General features: G+C 67.1%; 13 protein-coding genes. 6 read left to right on the top strand and 7 right to left on the bottom strand.

Annotated elements, in window-relative coordinates; genetic code table 11:
* Positions 1-83 precede the first annotated feature (83 nt).
* From DWA33_RS06090 to DWA33_RS06080, 3 genes are all read right to left on the bottom strand, one after another.
* The gene (locus DWA33_RS06090) at positions 84-1235 is read right to left on the bottom strand and encodes a DegT/DnrJ/EryC1/StrS family aminotransferase (protein WP_114357200.1); all 1152 of its coding nucleotides are present in this window, start codon (positions 1233-1235) and stop codon (positions 84-86) included.
* Positions 1236-1292: 57 nt separating this feature from the next.
* Positions 1293-2291: a Gfo/Idh/MocA family protein gene (locus DWA33_RS06085; protein ID WP_114357199.1), complete on the bottom strand. Its 999-nt coding sequence runs from the start codon at positions 2289-2291 to the stop codon at positions 1293-1295.
* 141 nt (positions 2292-2432) lie between these two features.
* Positions 2433-3425, bottom strand: a complete 993-nt coding sequence (locus DWA33_RS06080) for an SDR family NAD(P)-dependent oxidoreductase (RefSeq protein WP_114357198.1) — start codon at positions 3423-3425, stop codon at positions 2433-2435.
* Between the two features lie 186 nt (positions 3426-3611).
* On the opposite strand from DWA33_RS06080, the gene DWA33_RS06075 reads away from it, so the two are divergent.
* Both DWA33_RS06075 and DWA33_RS06070 read left to right on the top strand, forming a co-directional pair.
* Positions 3612-4571, top strand: coding sequence for a lysylphosphatidylglycerol synthase transmembrane domain-containing protein (locus tag DWA33_RS06075; protein WP_114357197.1), 960 nt, complete (start codon positions 3612-3614; stop codon positions 4569-4571).
* Positions 4572-4625: 54 nt separating this feature from the next.
* Entirely contained in the window at positions 4626-5639 is a 1014-nt protein-coding gene (locus DWA33_RS06070; RefSeq protein ID WP_114357196.1) for an MraY family glycosyltransferase, read from the top strand.
* A 4-nt stretch (positions 5640-5643) separates the two neighbouring features.
* Here the strand turns inward: DWA33_RS06070 and DWA33_RS06065 are convergent, their stop codons facing one another.
* The 3 genes from DWA33_RS06065 to rfaD are packed head-to-tail and all read right to left on the bottom strand — an operon-like array spanning position 5644 to position 10111.
* Positions 5644-7596, bottom strand: a complete 1953-nt coding sequence (locus DWA33_RS06065; RefSeq protein WP_114357286.1) for a nucleoside-diphosphate sugar epimerase/dehydratase — start codon at positions 7594-7596, stop codon at positions 5644-5646.
* 37 nt (positions 7597-7633) lie between these two features.
* Positions 7634-9106: a D-glycero-beta-D-manno-heptose-7-phosphate kinase gene (rfaE1, locus tag DWA33_RS06060; RefSeq protein WP_114357195.1), complete on the bottom strand. Its 1473-nt coding sequence runs from the start codon at positions 9104-9106 to the stop codon at positions 7634-7636.
* A gap of 24 nt (positions 9107-9130) precedes the next feature.
* Entirely contained in the window at positions 9131-10111 is a 981-nt protein-coding gene (gene rfaD / locus DWA33_RS06055; protein WP_114357194.1) for an ADP-glyceromanno-heptose 6-epimerase, read from the bottom strand.
* Positions 10112-10295: 184 nt separating this feature from the next.
* Here rfaD and waaF point away from each other — a divergent pair, with 184 nt between their 5' ends.
* The 3 genes from waaF (at position 10296) to DWA33_RS06040 (ending at position 12570) form a co-directional block, all read left to right on the top strand.
* A complete protein-coding gene (gene waaF, locus DWA33_RS06050) occupies positions 10296-11372 on the top strand; it encodes a lipopolysaccharide heptosyltransferase II (protein ID WP_114357193.1) in 1077 nt (358 codons plus the stop codon).
* A 71-nt stretch (positions 11373-11443) separates the two neighbouring features.
* On the top strand, positions 11444-12031 hold the full coding sequence (locus DWA33_RS06045) for a D-sedoheptulose 7-phosphate isomerase (RefSeq protein WP_114357192.1): 588 nt from the start codon (positions 11444-11446) through the stop codon (positions 12029-12031).
* Positions 12028-12570 carry an HAD family hydrolase gene (locus tag DWA33_RS06040; RefSeq protein WP_114357191.1) on the top strand — a complete coding sequence of 181 codons (543 nt, stop codon included), beginning with the start codon at positions 12028-12030 and terminating at the stop codon, positions 12568-12570. Before DWA33_RS06045 ends, DWA33_RS06040 begins: the two co-directional genes overlap by 4 nt.
* On the opposite strand, the gene waaC is transcribed toward DWA33_RS06040, so the two are convergent.
* Positions 12567-13511 carry a lipopolysaccharide heptosyltransferase I gene (gene waaC, locus DWA33_RS06035; protein ID WP_114357190.1) on the bottom strand — a complete coding sequence of 315 codons (945 nt, stop codon included), beginning with the start codon at positions 13509-13511 and terminating at the stop codon, positions 12567-12569. The two genes, DWA33_RS06040 and waaC, sit on opposite strands and share 4 nt — an antisense overlap.
* Positions 13512-13693: 182 nt before the next feature.
* Between waaC and galE the strand changes: the two genes are divergently transcribed.
* On the top strand, positions 13694-14707 hold the full coding sequence (gene galE / locus DWA33_RS06030) for a UDP-glucose 4-epimerase GalE (RefSeq protein WP_114357189.1): 1014 nt from the start codon (positions 13694-13696) through the stop codon (positions 14705-14707).
* The last annotated feature ends 87 nt before the right edge of the window (positions 14708-14794 follow it).

Raw genomic sequence — 14794 nt, 5'->3', positions numbered from 1 at the left:
CAGAGATTCCGGGTTCGCTCGCTGTCGCGAGCGCCCCGGAATGACGAGGAGGCTCAGTGGCCCGACGACACGAACGGCGGTGGTTACCGCCCCACCGCGCCGCGTACCGCCTGGATCACACGGTCCTGGGTCGGCGCGTCGAGATAGGCGTGCATTGGCAGGCTGATGACGTCGCGCGACAGCCGCTCGCACACCGGCAGGCCGCCGTCGGCGACCGGGAAGCCGCGATACGCGGTCTGCTGATGCATCGACTTCGGATAGTAGATCGCGGTCGGAATGCCCTGCGCCTTCAGCGCCGCCGCAAAACCGTCGCGATCGACGCCGTGCGGCAACCGGATGGTGTACTGCGCCCACACCGAGGTGCAATCCTCGGCAAGCCGCGGAACGGTGACGACATCGGCGAGCGCTGCCGAATAGCGCGCGGCGACGACGTTGCGCGCCGCGATCTCGTCTTCGAAGATCGTCAGCTTCTGCAGCAGGATCGCCGCCTGGATGGTGTCGAGCCGGCCGGTGAGACCGAGCCGGACGTTGTCGTATTTGTCGCTGCCCTGGCCGTGGACGCGGACGCTCTTCAGCGCCTCGGCGAACTCGGAATCGTCGGTGAAGATCGCGCCGCCATCGCCGAAGCAGCCGAGCGGCTTGGCCGGGAAGAAGCTGGTGGCGGTGGCGAGGCCGAAGCTGCCGAGCTTCTTACCGCGATGGCTGGCGCCGAAGCCCTGCGCCGCATCGTCGAGCACAAACAGCCCTTCATCCGCCGCGACGGCACCGACCGCAGTGTGGTCGGCGGCCTGGCCGAACAGGTCGACCGGAATGATCGCGCGCGGCTTCAGCCCGAGCTTCTTGGCGGTGCCGATGCCCCGCTTCAGCGACGCGATATCGATGTTGAAGGTAACCTCGTCGACGTCGACGAACAGCGGCGTCGCGCCGGTCAGCGCCACCGCTTCGCCGGTCGCGCAGAAGGTGAAAGAGGGGCACAGCACGGCGTCGCCGGGACCGATGCCCTTGGCCATCAGCACCATCAGCAGCGCGTCGGTGCCGCTGGAGCAGGTCACGACGTGGCGGGCGCCGGCGAAGGCGGCAAGCTTCGCCTCCAGTTCGATCACTTCCGGACCGTTGAGGAACTGGCAGTGGTTCAGCACCTTGCCGACCGCTTCATCGATGCCGGCTCCCAACCTGCGACGTTGCGCGCCGACGTCGATGAAGGGCACAGGGTCGTTGCGAAGATGCTGGTTCATGGGCCTGACGGGGTTCGATGGAAGATCTGTGCGACGGCGGAGCGGGACTGCTGCGGCCTAGCCGGCGGCGCGACGCGGCGCGGCGGCGGCGCTCGCTGCGGGACGGGCGGGTTGTTCGAGGCACTGGATCGCGATTTCCAGGCTGGCGACGCCCTCCTCGCCGCTGACGGCGGGGGTGCCGTTGCTGCGCACCGCATTGACGAAGGCGATCAGCTCGGCACGCAGCGGCTCGTCGTGGCCGACCGGCAGGTGCCGCATCGAATAGCTGCCGTCGGCCTTGAAGCCGAAGCACTCGGTGACCTGGCGGGTGAGCAGGTCGCCCATCACATATTTGCCGCGGGTCGCGACCGTCACGGTGCGCGCCTTGAACGGCGTCAGCCAGTTGGTGTTGATGTGGGCGAGCACACCCGAGGCGGTGCGGAACTGCAGCAGCGCGATGTCCTCGCGCTCGGCGATCGCGCTGGAGAGCTGCGGCTGCACCTCGGTGATTTCGGAATCGGTGAACCAGCGGATCAGGTCGATATCGTGCACCGCGAGGTCGATCACCACGCCGACGTTCGACATCCGCGGCGGGAACGGGCCGACCCGGGTGATGCCGATCGACAGGATGTCCTCGTCGCGAATCGCCTGCTTGATCGCCGCGACCGCCGGATTGAAGCGTTCGACATGGCCGACCATCAGGGTGACGCCGGCCTTCTTGGCGGCGGCGACGATCTCGCGGCCCTCGGCCACCGTCGAGGCGATCGGCTTCTCGACCAGCACATGGATACCGCGACCGATGCAGGTCAGCGCCACCTCGTGATGCAGATGGGTGGGCGCCGCGATGGTCACCGCGTCGACCCCGGCGAGCAGCAATTCATCCAGCGTTGCGAAGGTCTTGCAGCCGATCAGCTCGATCGCACGGTCGCGGTGCTCCGGCAGCGGATCGACGATGCCGACCAGCGTCACGCCCGGCAGCCCAGCAAGCACACGACCATGGTTCGTGCCCATCACCCCGGCGCCGATCACGCCGATCCTGAGCGAGGGGGTTTTGGCCGGTTCAGTGCTGGACGTCATGGCATCGCGCCTTGGGAAATTGAAGGTGCGGCTTCCTACCATGCGGCCACAGATGTGGCGAACTTTCGGGAAACTTTCCCAAACACGTTTTGATTCAATTGATTACACCAACCCGCGGAGTTGCGAGTTAGACGCAGCAAGCTACACCCCGTGGTAGCGGCGAAACCAGTCGGCAAACGCATGGATGCCGTCGGCGATCGGCGTCGAGGGCCGGAACCCGACGTCCCGCATCAGCCCCTCGACATCCGCAAAGGTCGCCGGCACGTCGCCGGGCTGCATCGGCAGCATCTCCTTGATCGCCGCGCGCCCGAGCTCGCTTTCGAGCAGCGCCACCACATGCATCAGCTCTTCCGGACTGTGATTGCCGACATTGTAGATCCGAGCCGGCGCCCCGCCCGCCTCGCCGGCGCGGCCGGCCGGAATCAGGTCGATCAGCCGGGTCACAACCTGGGTGACGTCGTCGATATAGGTGAAGTCCCGCCGCATCTGGCCGTGGTTGAACAGCTTGATCGGGCGCCCTTCGGTGATCGCCTTGGCGAACAGATACAGCGCCATGTCCGGCCGGTACCATGGTCCATAGATGGTGAAGAACCGCAGACCGGTGGTCGGCAGCCGGTACAGATGGCTGTAGCAGTGCGCCATCAGTTCGTTGGCCTTCTTGGTCGCCGCATACAGGCTGATCGGATGGTCGGTCGGATCGTCCACCGCGAACGGCAGCTTGGTGTTGGCGCCATACACCGACGACGACGACGCGTAGATCAGGTGCTCGCAGCCATGGTGCCGGCACCCTTCCAGCACGTTGAGGAAACCCTCGAGGTTGCAGTCGGCATAGTCGTGGGGGTGACTGAGCGAATGCCGCACCCCGGCCTGGGCGGCCAGATGAATGACGACTGGAAAACGGTGTGTCGCGAACAGCTCCGCCGTCGCCGACCGGTCGGCGAGGTCGCCGTGCACGAAGCTGAAGCGAGAACGGGGCGTCAGCAGATCGAGCCGGGCCTGCTTCAACGCGGGATCGTAATAGGGGTTGAGGCTGTCGAGACCGACGACGGAGCGGCCAGCCTCCAGCAGTTCACGGGCGACGTGATAGCCGATAAAGCCGGCCGCTCCCGTGACCAGGATCGCTTGTTCTGACATGTCGTTCCCGCCCACCCTTCGCGAACCGCCGCGCGCCTGTTTAGCCAGCCCCCGACACCAGCGGCAAGCGGAACCGCCACGCTCTTGCCAGATCGAGAGCAAGTCCCTACCAAGGCGGCGGCTTTCGCGATGGTCGGGCGCGTCGCTCGTTCTTGACGATCTGTTAACCTCTGTTCTGCGACCCCCATGCGCCGGATTGTATTCTCAGCGGCCAAAATTCTGGTGTCGGCGGCGCTGTTGTATTTCGCGCTCCGCAAAGCCGACTTCGCCGCGCTCGCCGCCCGGATCGACGCCGCCAGCATCGGATGGCTGGCGCTGGCCCTGGCGGTTGCCCTGTTTCAGGTTTTCGTCGGCACGTTGCGTTGGCGGACGATCAGTGCGGGCAGCGGCGCACCGCTCGGTCTGCCGCAGGCGTTCCGCTACAATATGATCGGCGCGTTCTTCAACCAGACCCTGCCATCGGCCATCGGCGGCGATGCGATGCGGCTGTGGCTGGTGGCCCGCGCCGGAGCCGGATGGCGGACCGCCGCCTATTCGGTCTTCGTCGACCGCGCGATCGGTCTCATCGCGCTGGCGGTGCTGATCATGTGCACCCTTCCTTGGTCGTTGACGCTGATCGGCAATCCAGAGGGACGGCTCGGGCTGGTGCTGATCGATGCCGTCGCGCTCGGCGCGGGCGTGGTATTTCTGGCGCTGCATCTGCTGCCGTTCGACCTGCTGACCCGGATCTGGGCGACCCGCCATTTCCACACCTGCTCGCAGATCGCCAGCGACTTGCTGTTTCGCAGCCGGAGCGGTCCATGGCTGGCGCTGATCTCGCTGTCGATTCACGTCCTGGCAGTCGTGGTCGCCTGGTGCGTCGCGCGCGCGATCGCGTCGCCGACCGATTTCACGCAGCTGCTGTTTCTCGTTCCCCCGACCATGCTGATCACGATGATCCCGATTTCGATCGCGGGCTGGGGCGTTCGGGAGGCCAGCATGGGGTTGGCGTTCGGCTATGCCGGCCTCGACGCCGGTGACGGCGTCGCCGTCTCGTTGCTGTTCGGAGCAGTGTACTTCCTTTTGGGCGGGTTCGGCGGCCTGGTCTGGATCTTCAGCGCCGAGAAGGCGGCCAAGGGAGACGCAGAGATCACGGTGCCGGAGTAGCCTGATGAATTCAGCCATGGTCGATGTCGCGACCGTCCGGTCGGGCTGGCGCGGATGAATCCGGCCATCGGCTTCGCATCGATGATCGCGGCGCTGAGCGCCGTCATTCTCGGCGCCTTCCTGACCTGGGCGCTGATGCCGCTGCTGCGGCGATACGCGCTGGCCCGTCCCAATGCGCGCTCGTCGCACAAGGTGCCGACCCCGCAGGGCGCCGGCATCGCCGTGATCGGCGCAACGCTGGTCGTCGCCACCTGTGCGCTCGGCCCGACCGCCCCCGCGCTGCAGGCTCTGCTGCCGTTGTTCGCCGCAACGATCGTGATCGGGATCGTCGGCGCGGTCGACGACATCCGGCCGATCCCGGTGCTGCCCCGCTTCGCTCTGCAGGCGCTGTGTGTCGGCGCCGTGGTGCTGACGCTGCCTTCGGACCAGCAGATCATCCCGGCTCTGCCGCTTTGGCTGGAGCGCGCAGCGCTGCTGATCGGCGGGCTCTGGTTCGTCAACCTCGTCAATTTCATGGACGGGCTCGATTGGATGACGGTCGCCGAGACGTTGCCGGTGACGCTCGCGCTGGTGGTGTTCGGACTGATCGGCGCGCTGTCGGAATCACCGGCGCTGCTTGCGGCGGCGCTCGGCGGAGCGATGCTTGGTTTCGCGCCGTTCAACCGGCCGGGCGCCGCGAAGGTGTTTCTCGGCGATGTCGGCAGCCTGCCGATCGGGCTGCTGCTCGGCTGGTGTCTGCTGCAGCTCGCGCTGCAAGGGCATTCCGCCGCCGCGCTGCTGCTGCCGTTGTACTATCTCGCCGACAGCACCCTGACGCTGCTGCGGCGAATGCTGCGGCGGGAGCGGTTCTGGATGGCGCATCGCTCGCACTTCTATCAGCGGGCGACCGATAACGGCTTCCCGGTGCGCGAGGTGGTCGGACAGGTGTGCCTTCTCAATCTTGCGCTCGCGGCGCTGGCGGGCGCGTCGATCGCGCTGCGGTCGACGGTGGTCGACATCCTGCTGCTCGGTATCGGCAGCGTGCTGGTCGCCGTCGTCCTGAGACGATTCGCCCGGCCGCGTATCTGAACGGCTATTGCAGGCTGCGCTGCGCAGCTGGCGCCGGGGCCGGAGCCGCAGCTTCGATCCGGAATTCCGGGACGGCGCTTTTCAGGATCGCCACCACCTCATCATGGTGTCCTGCCGCGATCGCCGCATCGAGCGCGGCGAGGCCTTGCCGCAGCGTCGGCAACGGCAGCTCGTGCGGGCGCGCGGCCACGATGCCGGGAATGCCGATCTCGCTCGACGGTTCGTGCTCGGCGAACAGGATCTCGTGCAGCCGCTCCCCAGGACGGACGCCGGTGAACACGATTTCGATGTCGTAGCCCGGCTGCAGCCCGGACAGTCGGATCATCCGTTCGGCGAGGTCGACGATCCGCACCGGCTGCCCCATGCTCAGCACGAACACCGAGGCGTCCGTATGCTGCGAACTCAGCGCATGGGTCGCGGCGGTAATCACCAGATCGCAGGCTTCGCGGATCGTCATGAAGTAGCGCACCATATCCGGGTGCGTCACCGTCACCGGTCCCCCGGCCTCGATCTGCGCCTTGAACTTCGGCACCACCGAACCGTTCGACGCCAGCACGTTGCCGAACCGCACCGAGATCAGCCGCATCGGCGGTTTGTCGCTGGCGGACACGGCGAGTTCGCGGTCGAGCGCCTGGCAATACAGTTCGGCGAACCGCTTGGTGAGACCGAGCATCGACACCGGCTCGATCGCCTTGTCGGTCGAGATCATCACCATCGCCTCGGCCCCGGCGGCCTTCGCCGCGTCGGCGACGTTGACCGAGCCGAAGATATTGGTCTTGACGCCCTCGCCCCAGTCACGTTCGAGGATCGGCACATGCTTCAGCGCGGCGGCGTGGAACACCAGGTCCGGCTTGAATGCGCAGACCAGTTCGAAGATCCGCTCGCGATCGCGGATGTCCGCGATCCGCCCTTCGATCCTGGTCTTGCTGACCTTGGCCGACAGCTTCTCGATCGCCGCGTACAATGCCGGCTCCGAGTTCTCGATTACCAGCAGTCGTGCCGCGCCGAAGGTCGAGACCCGGTCGCACATCTCGAAGCCGATCGAACCGCCTCCCCCGGTCACGACGATCGACTTGCCCGTCAGCAGCCCTTCGAGCCTGCCATAGTCGATCTTCACGCTCGGCCGCAGCAGCAGGTCTTCCACCGCCACCGGCGCCAGACGCGGCGTATCGCGGCTCTCCTCGAGCGACGGCAGCCGGCTCACCGTCAGGCCGAGCTTGCGGGCGCGCATCAGCACCGCTTCCGGCTGGGCATCGGCCTCGAACGCCGACGGCGTCATCACCGCCCGTTCGATCGGTCTGTTTCGATGCGCGAAGTCGGCGACGACGTTGTGCAGGTCGTCGGTGCTGCCGAGCACCGGGATGCCGCGGATGGTTTGGCCGCGATCCGACTGCGCCGGCGACAGGATGCCCACCGGCCACAGCCGCTGTACCGCGCCGCTCTCGACACCGCGCAGAAACACTTCGGCGTCGGCGGCACGACCGATCAGCAGGGTCGGCGCCGCATCCATCCGGCGCGCCTTGTTGCGGGTGCGGGTGTAGCGGAAGTATCGGTAGGCGAGCCGCGAGCCGGCGAGAAAGAACACTTCCAGGAACCAATACAGGACGATCGTCATCTTGCCGAGGAAGAACGTCCCGTACATGTTCGGCGCCAGAAAGACGTAGTCCAACACCAGCAGTGCGATCGTCAGGACGCTGGCGGCGCGCAGGATGTTGAGCAGGTCCGGGACCGAAATGAACCGCCACTTGGTGGTGGTGAGCTGAAACAGGTAGCAGACGAAGAAGCTGAAGACGACGAAGTAGGGCAGGATCTTCAGCAGCAGCGGCAGCCGGTCCAGCAGATTGTCGCCGTCGAACCGCAGATAGAAGCTGAGCAGCACCGCGATCGTGGTGGCCAGCAGATCGTGAACCGCGATCAGCCAGTTGCGGTAGGTGAATGACGAGATCGGCGTCAAGATTGCCCCCGCCCGCGGTGGTCGCCAATCCCGCGCATGATCAGGACTGCCCCTCGCGCGCTCGCGCCACCAGCGAGGTGGTACTGAAACCAGGCAGAACATCAACCAGCAGCACTTCGCCGCCCTTCGCCGCGACGATCTCGTGGCCGACCACCTGCTCGCGGGTGTAGTCGCCGCCCTTGACCAGGACGCTCGGCTCGATCCGGGTGATCAGCCGGATCGGGGTATCTTCTTCAAAGATCGCCACCAGGTCGACCGCCTCCAGCGCGGCCAGCACCTCGGCGCGGGCTCGTTCGTTCTGCACCGGCCGGCTCTCGCCCTTCAGCCGCCGCACCGACGCGTCGCTGTTGAGTCCCACGATCAGCCGGTCGCAGGCGCCGCGCGCCGCGGTCAGCACCTTGACGTGGCCGGGGTGCAGGATGTCGAAGCAGCCGTTGGTGAAGCCGACCCGCAGGCCCTCCCGCCGCCATTCCTTGAGCCGTGCATCCAGATCGGCGTCGCTGGCGATGATCTTGTCTTCGGCGGCAAGCTCGGCATGCGGCAGGATGCGCCGGCGCAATTCGCTCGGCGTCACCACCGCGGTGCCGCTCTTGCTGACCGCCACCGCCGCGGCGGCACTGGCCGCCCGCATCGCCGCGGCCCAATCCGCGCCCGACGCCAGCACCACCGCCAGTACCGCGGCGACGGTATCGCCCGCGCCGGAGACGTCGCGCACCTTCACCGGCAGCGCCGGGACGTGGATCGGCTCGCCCCCGCGCGGCACCAGCGTCATTCCGTGCTCGCTCTTGGTGACCAGCATCGCCTCGCATTCCGCCAGTGTCATCGCGTCCTGGGCCGCCGCGGCGATCTCGTCATCGGTCGCTGCGGCGCTCCGCGTCGCCGCGGCGAATTCCTTGCGGTTCGGCGTCAGCAGCGTGGCGCCGCGATAGATCGCGAAGTTGGCGCTTTTCGGATCGACGATCACCCGCTTGCCGAGTTTGTTGGCGGCATCGATGGTTTCGCGAATGACTCGCGCGGTCAGCACGCCTTTGGCGTAGTCCGACAGCAGCACGATATCGGCGCGTGCGAGCTGCGGCAGGATCGCATCGAGCAGCCGCTGTTCGACCTCGCCGGTCGCGGCCGCTGCGATCTCCCAATCGGCGCGCAGCATGTGAGTGGAGAAATGCTCGGACACGAACCGCACCTTGCGGGTCGTCGGCCGCGAGGGATCGCGCACCAGCACCGGCTCGATCTTCGGCTCGCTTCCGAGTTCGGCGGCAAGCATTCTACCGGTAGCATCGTCACCGACCAGGCCGACGAAGATGCAGCGCGCGCCGATCGCCGCGATGTTGCGGGCCACGTTGCCGGCGCCGCCGATATTGGTTTCGCTGCGCTGAACCGCGATCACCGGTGCCGGCGCCTCCGGCGAGATCCGCGACACCTCGCCGTAGACGAATTCGTCGAGCATCAGATCGCCGATGCACAGCACGGTCTGGCGGGCGATGGCTTGCAGCAGGGCGTCGAAGCTCAACATCCAAATCCAAATGGTTGCGCGCGATCAGCGGAAACGATCGCTCCGGTCGAGGTAACCAGTGACGTAAGACGCGACCGCTTCTTCCAGCGGCGTGAAGCCGCCGTTATAGCCCGCCGCGCGCAGCCGGTCGCCTTCGCTCTGAGTGAAGTACTGATAGCTGCCGCGAATCTGCTCCGGCATATCGATGTACTCGATCTGCGCCGGCGTGCCGAGCGCGGCATAAGCCGCCAGGATCAGGTCGCGGAAGCTGCGGGCATGGCTGGTGCCGACATTGAAGATGCCACTGACGCTGGGCGAAGCGAACAGCCACATCATCACCCGCACCACGTCGTCGACATAGATGAAGTCACGGCGCTGGTCGCCGTCGGCGATGCCGTCGCGATGCGACTTGAACAATTGCACCACCCGGCCGGACTTGATGTCGTCGAACCGCCGCGCCAGCACGCTGGCCATCGTGTCCTTGTGGTACTCGTTCGGGCCGAACACGTTGAAGAACTTCAGCCCCGCCCATTGCGGCGGCAGCCTGTCGCCCTTGGCGAGGCGTTCGGCGACCACCAGGTCGAACAGATGCTTGCTCCAGCCGTACAGGTTCATCGGCCGCAGTTGCTTCAGCGCGGGCAGCGAGAAGTCGTCGTCGAAGCCGTGTTCGCCGTCGCCATAGGTCGCCGCCGACGAGGCGTAGATCAGCGGCGTGCCGGTCTCGGTGCACCAGTCGAGCAGCCGCAGCGACAGCCGGAAGTTGTTTTCCATCACCAGATCGCCGTCGGTGGCGGTCGTGGCGGAGATCGCACCCATGTGGAACACGGCGTCGAGCTTGCGGCCTTTCAGCCAGTCGGCGAGTTCCGCGGGCGGCACGAAATCGGCGAGCTGCCGCTTGGCGAGGTTCTTCCATTTGCCGTCATGGCCGAGAAAGTCGGACACCGCCACGTCGGCCCGGCCGGCGTCGTTCAGCGCCGCGACCAGATTCGATCCGATGAACCCGGCGCCCCCGGTGACCAGCAGCATGACTTCTCCGCCTCGATTTGCGCCGCCACCTTTGCCCCACTCCGCCCTGGCAGGCAACTTCAACCCGGGATCGCTGTGCATGGAGCGCCTCTGAGACGCGAAATGTCGGCTGGACGCGGACCGCGACAGGCGCTAACCGGCTGTGCCGATTACCCCTGCCCGGCACGGCAGGTCAGAACAAGCGATGAATTACGAATCACTCAAAGTCAGCCTGACGACGGCGCCCGACCGCGAAGAGACCAGCCCGGTGCTGCTGGTCCCGTATATGTGGATCGGCGATTTCGTGCGCTGCCACACCGTGGTGCGGGTGTTGAAGGATCGCTGGCCGAACCGGCCGGTCGACGTCCTCACCACGACGCTGTGCGCGCCGCTGGTCGACTATATGCCCGGGGTGCGCCAGGGCATCGTCTGGGATCTGCCGCGCAGCAAGATCTCGCTGTCCCAGGAACGCGCGCTGGCGGCCAGGCTGCGGCAGGAGGGCTACGGCGCATCGGTGGTGATGCCGCGCACCTTCAAATCGACCATCGCACCCTGGCTTGCCGGCATCCCGAAACGCACCGGCTTCATCGGCGAAGTCCGGTTCGGCCTGCTCAATGACTGGCGGCGCGGCGAGAAGGCGCTGCCGCGGATGATCGACCGCTGCGCCGCGCTGGCGCTGCCGCCGCTGCCCGAGCTGCCGCTGGACTGGCCGGAGCCGCAGCTTCAGGTGCCGCAGACCGAGATTGCGGCGTGGCGGCAGGCCAACGGCCTGCACGGCCGGACCGTGGTGGCGCTCGCGCCCGGCGCCGTCGGGCCGGCGAAACGCTGGAGCTACTATGTCGAGGCCGGCAAGGCGCTGGCCGAGCGCGGCTTCGAGGTCTGGGTGGTCGGCGGTCCCGGTGAAACCGCCAAGGCGCAGGAGATCGTCGCGGCCGGCGGCGCGCAGGTCCGCGACCTCACCGGCACCGACCTTCGCAACGGCATCCTGGCGCTGGCGGCGGCCGATCTGGTGATTTCCAACGATTCCGGCCTGCTCCACGTCTCGGCGGCGATCGGCAGCCGGACCATCGGGATTTTCGGGCCGACCAGCCCTTGGCACTACGCTCCGCTCAATCCGATCGAGACCGTGATCCAGGCGCCCGGGGATATCCCCTGCCGGCCCTGCCACAAGCCGATCTGCCGGATGCAGCACCACCGCTGCATGCGCGACATCGCCGTCGAGGACGTCACCACCGCGGCGTTGCGCGCGCTGCAGGCCGCGGGCATCGCCCCGGCGATCTGAACAGGCGCGGCTTGCGCCGGCTTCGGCCCTGCGCTTTACCAGGACCGTGAGTTTCAGCCTTCAGGTGTGACGTGAGCCAGGACAAGATCGCCGCCCATTTCCAGCATTCGCTTGCGGCCATGACGGCTGCGGCCAGCGACGCAGCGCTGCTGGAAGCATCGCGTGCGATCGCCGCAGCTTCGATCACGGCGCTGCGCCAGGGCCGCAAGATTCTGCTCGCCGGCAATGGCGGCAGTGCTGCCGACGCCCAGCACATCGCCGCCGAGATCATCGGCCGCTACAAGCGCGAGCGCGCGGCCTGGCCAGCGGTTGCGCTGACCACCGACACCTCGGCGCTCACTGCGATCGCCAACGACTACGGCTTCGAGCGGGTGTTCGCCCGGCAGGTCGAAGGGCTGGGCCAGCCCGGCGATGTCTTCATCGGCATCACCACCTCCGGCCGCTCGCCGAATATCCTCGCGGCGCTCGAGGTGGCGCGTCAACGCGGCCTCGTTACCGTCGGCATGACCGGCCCGAGCGGCGGCTCTATGAGCGCGCTGTGCGATCATCTCCTGATCGCGCCGGGGCCCGAAACCGCGCTGGTTCAGCAGATCCATCTGATGGCCGCGCATGCGATCTGCGACGAGATCGAGGTCGCGCTCGGTGCGCCGTCGCCATGACAGCGCCGGGGCCGCGCCGTCCCGCCGCCTTTCTCGATCGCGACGGCGTCATCAACTACAACGATCACTATGTCGGCACGCGCGACCGCCTGCGCTGGATGCCGGGGATCGCCGCGGCGATCCGGCAGCTCAATGCGGCCGGCTACTACGTCTTCATCATCACCAACCAGTCCGGCGTCGCCCGCGGCATGTTCGGCGAGGACGACGTCCGCGCTCTGCATCGCTGGATGCTGGAAGAGCTGAATGCGCAGGGTGCGCGGATCGACGACGTCCGGTTCTGCCCGCATCATGTCGACGGAACGATCGACGCCTATCGGCTGGCCTGCGAGCACCGCAAGCCGGGGCCCGGCATGATCCTGGATCTGGCCAAGGCCTGGCCGGTGGACATGACACGCAGCTTCGTGATCGGCGACAGCGCAAGCGATATCGAGGCCGCGCAGGCTGCCGGCATTCCCGGTTTTCGTTTCGAAGGCGAAGACATCGACGGCTTCGTCAAGCAGGTGCTGATCGAGATGCAGCGCGCCGCGGCATCCAACTAACCGAGTAGTTGCTCCGCCGCCTCGATCGCCTGCTGCGCCGACGGGCCGCCGCTCTTTCCGCCGAGCACCCGCAGCGGACCGCTGCCGACCGGGCCGGTCAGTCCCGGATCGGTCGCCACATAGATCCCGACCAGCGGCACCCGATAGGCGGCGGCCAGATGCAGCAGGCCGGTATCGACGCCGATCACCACCGCGGCGCCGGCGATCACGCCCGCGGTCAGATCGAGCGGCTGACGCGGCAACACGCGGCTGCCGGGGATCGCATTCGACAGCCGCTCGGCCGTCAGCCGCTCGGTGTCGGTGCCCCACGGCAGCACCGGTTGCAACCCGCGGCCCTGCAGCCAGCGCCCGGCTTCGATCCAGTCTTCGGCGCGCCATTCCTTCGACACCCGCGAAGTGCCGTGCAGCAGCAGCGCGTAAGCCGCATCGTCGCTGCGCGCCGGCTTGATCAGCCCGTAGTCGATCTCGTCCGCCGGCTGATAGCCGAGCGACAGGCCGGTGAGCGTTCGATTGCGCGTGACCGCGTGCAGCGAGCGGCTGACGCTGTGGCGGAACTGGTAGAACCGCGACGCGAAGGGCTCGCGAATGCTCTGCGCGTCGTAACCGTGGCGCTCGCCCTGCGCGAGCCGGGCGATCACCGCCGAACGGATCAAGCCCTGGGTGTCGATCACCTTGTCGAATTCGGGCTCACGCAATCGCGTGTTGAAATCGCCGATCTCACGCCAGGTGGCGCGGCTCGCCAGATGCGACCGCCAGCGCCGCGTCGCCACCGGGATCACCTCGGCGACGGACGGATGCAGCCGTGCGAGCGGCGCGAACGCCTCCTCCACCACCCAGCTGATGCGCAGGCCCGGCAGCGCGTGCGCGGCGTCGGCGATCGCGGGCATCTGGTGCACCACGTCGCCGAGCGAAGACGTCTTGATGATGAGGATGTCCGACATTGACGCAAAAGGCCCGCAATTGCGCGGTCCTCGTTACAGGATTGACAACCATAGAGTCGAATCCCCGGCAAAAACGCTGGCAATTCGTCCCTGAAGCGGCCCCGCTATACCGCAATTCCATTGTTTGTCGACAGGCTGGCGCAAATGCGCGAGACGAACCAGCAGCTTGGACGGAAATCACGATGACCGTACTCGTCACCGGCGGCGCCGGTTACATCGGAAGCCACACGGTTCTGGCCCTGGTCGAGGCCGGCGAAAGCGTGGTGGTGATCGACAATCTCTCCACCGGCTTTTCGCAGTTCGTGCCCGAGGGCGTGCCGCTGTTCATCGGCGATGCCGGCGACGAAAACCTGGTCGACGGCGTGATCGCCTCGCATCATGTCGACGCCATCATCCATTTCGCCGGCTCGGTGGTCGTGTCGGATTCCATGCGCGACCCGCTCGGCTATTATCGCAACAACACCTCGACCTCGCGCAATCTGCTCAGCGCCGCCGTGCGGCGCGGCGTGAAGAATTTCATCTTCTCCTCGACCGCGGCGGTGTACGGCAACCCCGACCGCATTCCGGTCGACGAAGACGCGCCGACGCGGCCGCTGTCTCCTTACGGCCGCTCCAAGCTGATGACCGAGATCATGCTGCACGACGCGGCGGAAGCTTACGGCCTCAACTACGTGGCGCTGCGCTACTTCAACGTCGCCGGCGCCGATCCGCAGGGCCGGCTCGGGCTCGCCACCGTCGGCGCCACGCATCTGCTCAAGATCGCGGTCGAAGCCGCGACCGGGCAGCGCAGCCGGATCGACGTCTACGGCACCGACTATCCGACGCCGGACGGCAGTTGCATCCGCGATTTCATTCACGTCGCCGACCTCGCCGAGGCCCATGGCGCCGCGCTCGGTTACTTGCGCGCCGGCGGCGGGCCGGTGACGCTGAACTGCGGCTACGGCCACGGCTATTCGGTGTTCGAAACCATCGATGCGGTGAAGCGCGTCGCGGGCCGCAATTTCGCGGTCGCCGCGGCGCCGCGCCGGCCGGGCGACATCATGACGATGGTAGCCGACACCGGCCGGATCCGCCGCACGCTGGACTGGACGCCGCGTTACGACAACCTCGACAGCATCGCGGCGCACGCTTTGGCGTGGGAGGAAAAGCTGTTGCGCCAGCGCCAAGCGTTTGAATTGCAAGCCATTCCGGCCTGATTGCGGCGCTGGTTCCACCGTTTTGGCTTGAAAATCCGGTCCAGCGGGGGCAAGGACTCCGCCGAGACGCACGCCTTCCTCGCGCGC

It is taken from the genome of Rhodopseudomonas pentothenatexigens (assembly GCF_900218015.1).
GTDB classification, from domain to species: Bacteria; Pseudomonadota; Alphaproteobacteria; order Rhizobiales; family Xanthobacteraceae; genus Rhodopseudomonas; species Rhodopseudomonas pentothenatexigens.
This window is presented reverse-complemented; position numbering and strand designations above follow the sequence as displayed.

Coding starts and splice junctions, on each gene's coding strand:
- DWA33_RS06040 (WP_114357191.1), top strand. CDS start 12,028: ATGACAGCGCCGGGGCCGCGCCGTCCCGCCGCCTTTCTCGATCGCGAC.
- waaC (WP_114357190.1), bottom strand. CDS start 13,511: ATGTCGGACATCCTCATCATCAAGACGTCTTCGCTCGGCGACGTGGTG.
- DWA33_RS06070 (WP_114357196.1), top strand. CDS start 4,626: ATGAATCCGGCCATCGGCTTCGCATCGATGATCGCGGCGCTGAGCGCC.
- rfaE1 (WP_114357195.1), bottom strand. CDS start 9,106: ATGTTGAGCTTCGACGCCCTGCTGCAAGCCATCGCCCGCCAGACCGTG.
- DWA33_RS06075 (WP_114357197.1), top strand. CDS start 3,612: ATGCGCCGGATTGTATTCTCAGCGGCCAAAATTCTGGTGTCGGCGGCG.
- galE (WP_114357189.1), top strand. CDS start 13,694: ATGACCGTACTCGTCACCGGCGGCGCCGGTTACATCGGAAGCCACACG.
- DWA33_RS06090 (WP_114357200.1), bottom strand. CDS start 1,235: ATGAACCAGCATCTTCGCAACGACCCTGTGCCCTTCATCGACGTCGGC.
- rfaD (WP_114357194.1), bottom strand. CDS start 10,111: ATGCTGCTGGTCACCGGGGGCGCCGGGTTCATCGGATCGAATCTGGTC.
- DWA33_RS06085 (WP_114357199.1), bottom strand. CDS start 2,291: ATGACGTCCAGCACTGAACCGGCCAAAACCCCCTCGCTCAGGATCGGC.
- waaF (WP_114357193.1), top strand. CDS start 10,296: ATGAATTACGAATCACTCAAAGTCAGCCTGACGACGGCGCCCGACCGC.
- DWA33_RS06080 (WP_114357198.1), bottom strand. CDS start 3,425: ATGTCAGAACAAGCGATCCTGGTCACGGGAGCGGCCGGCTTTATCGGC.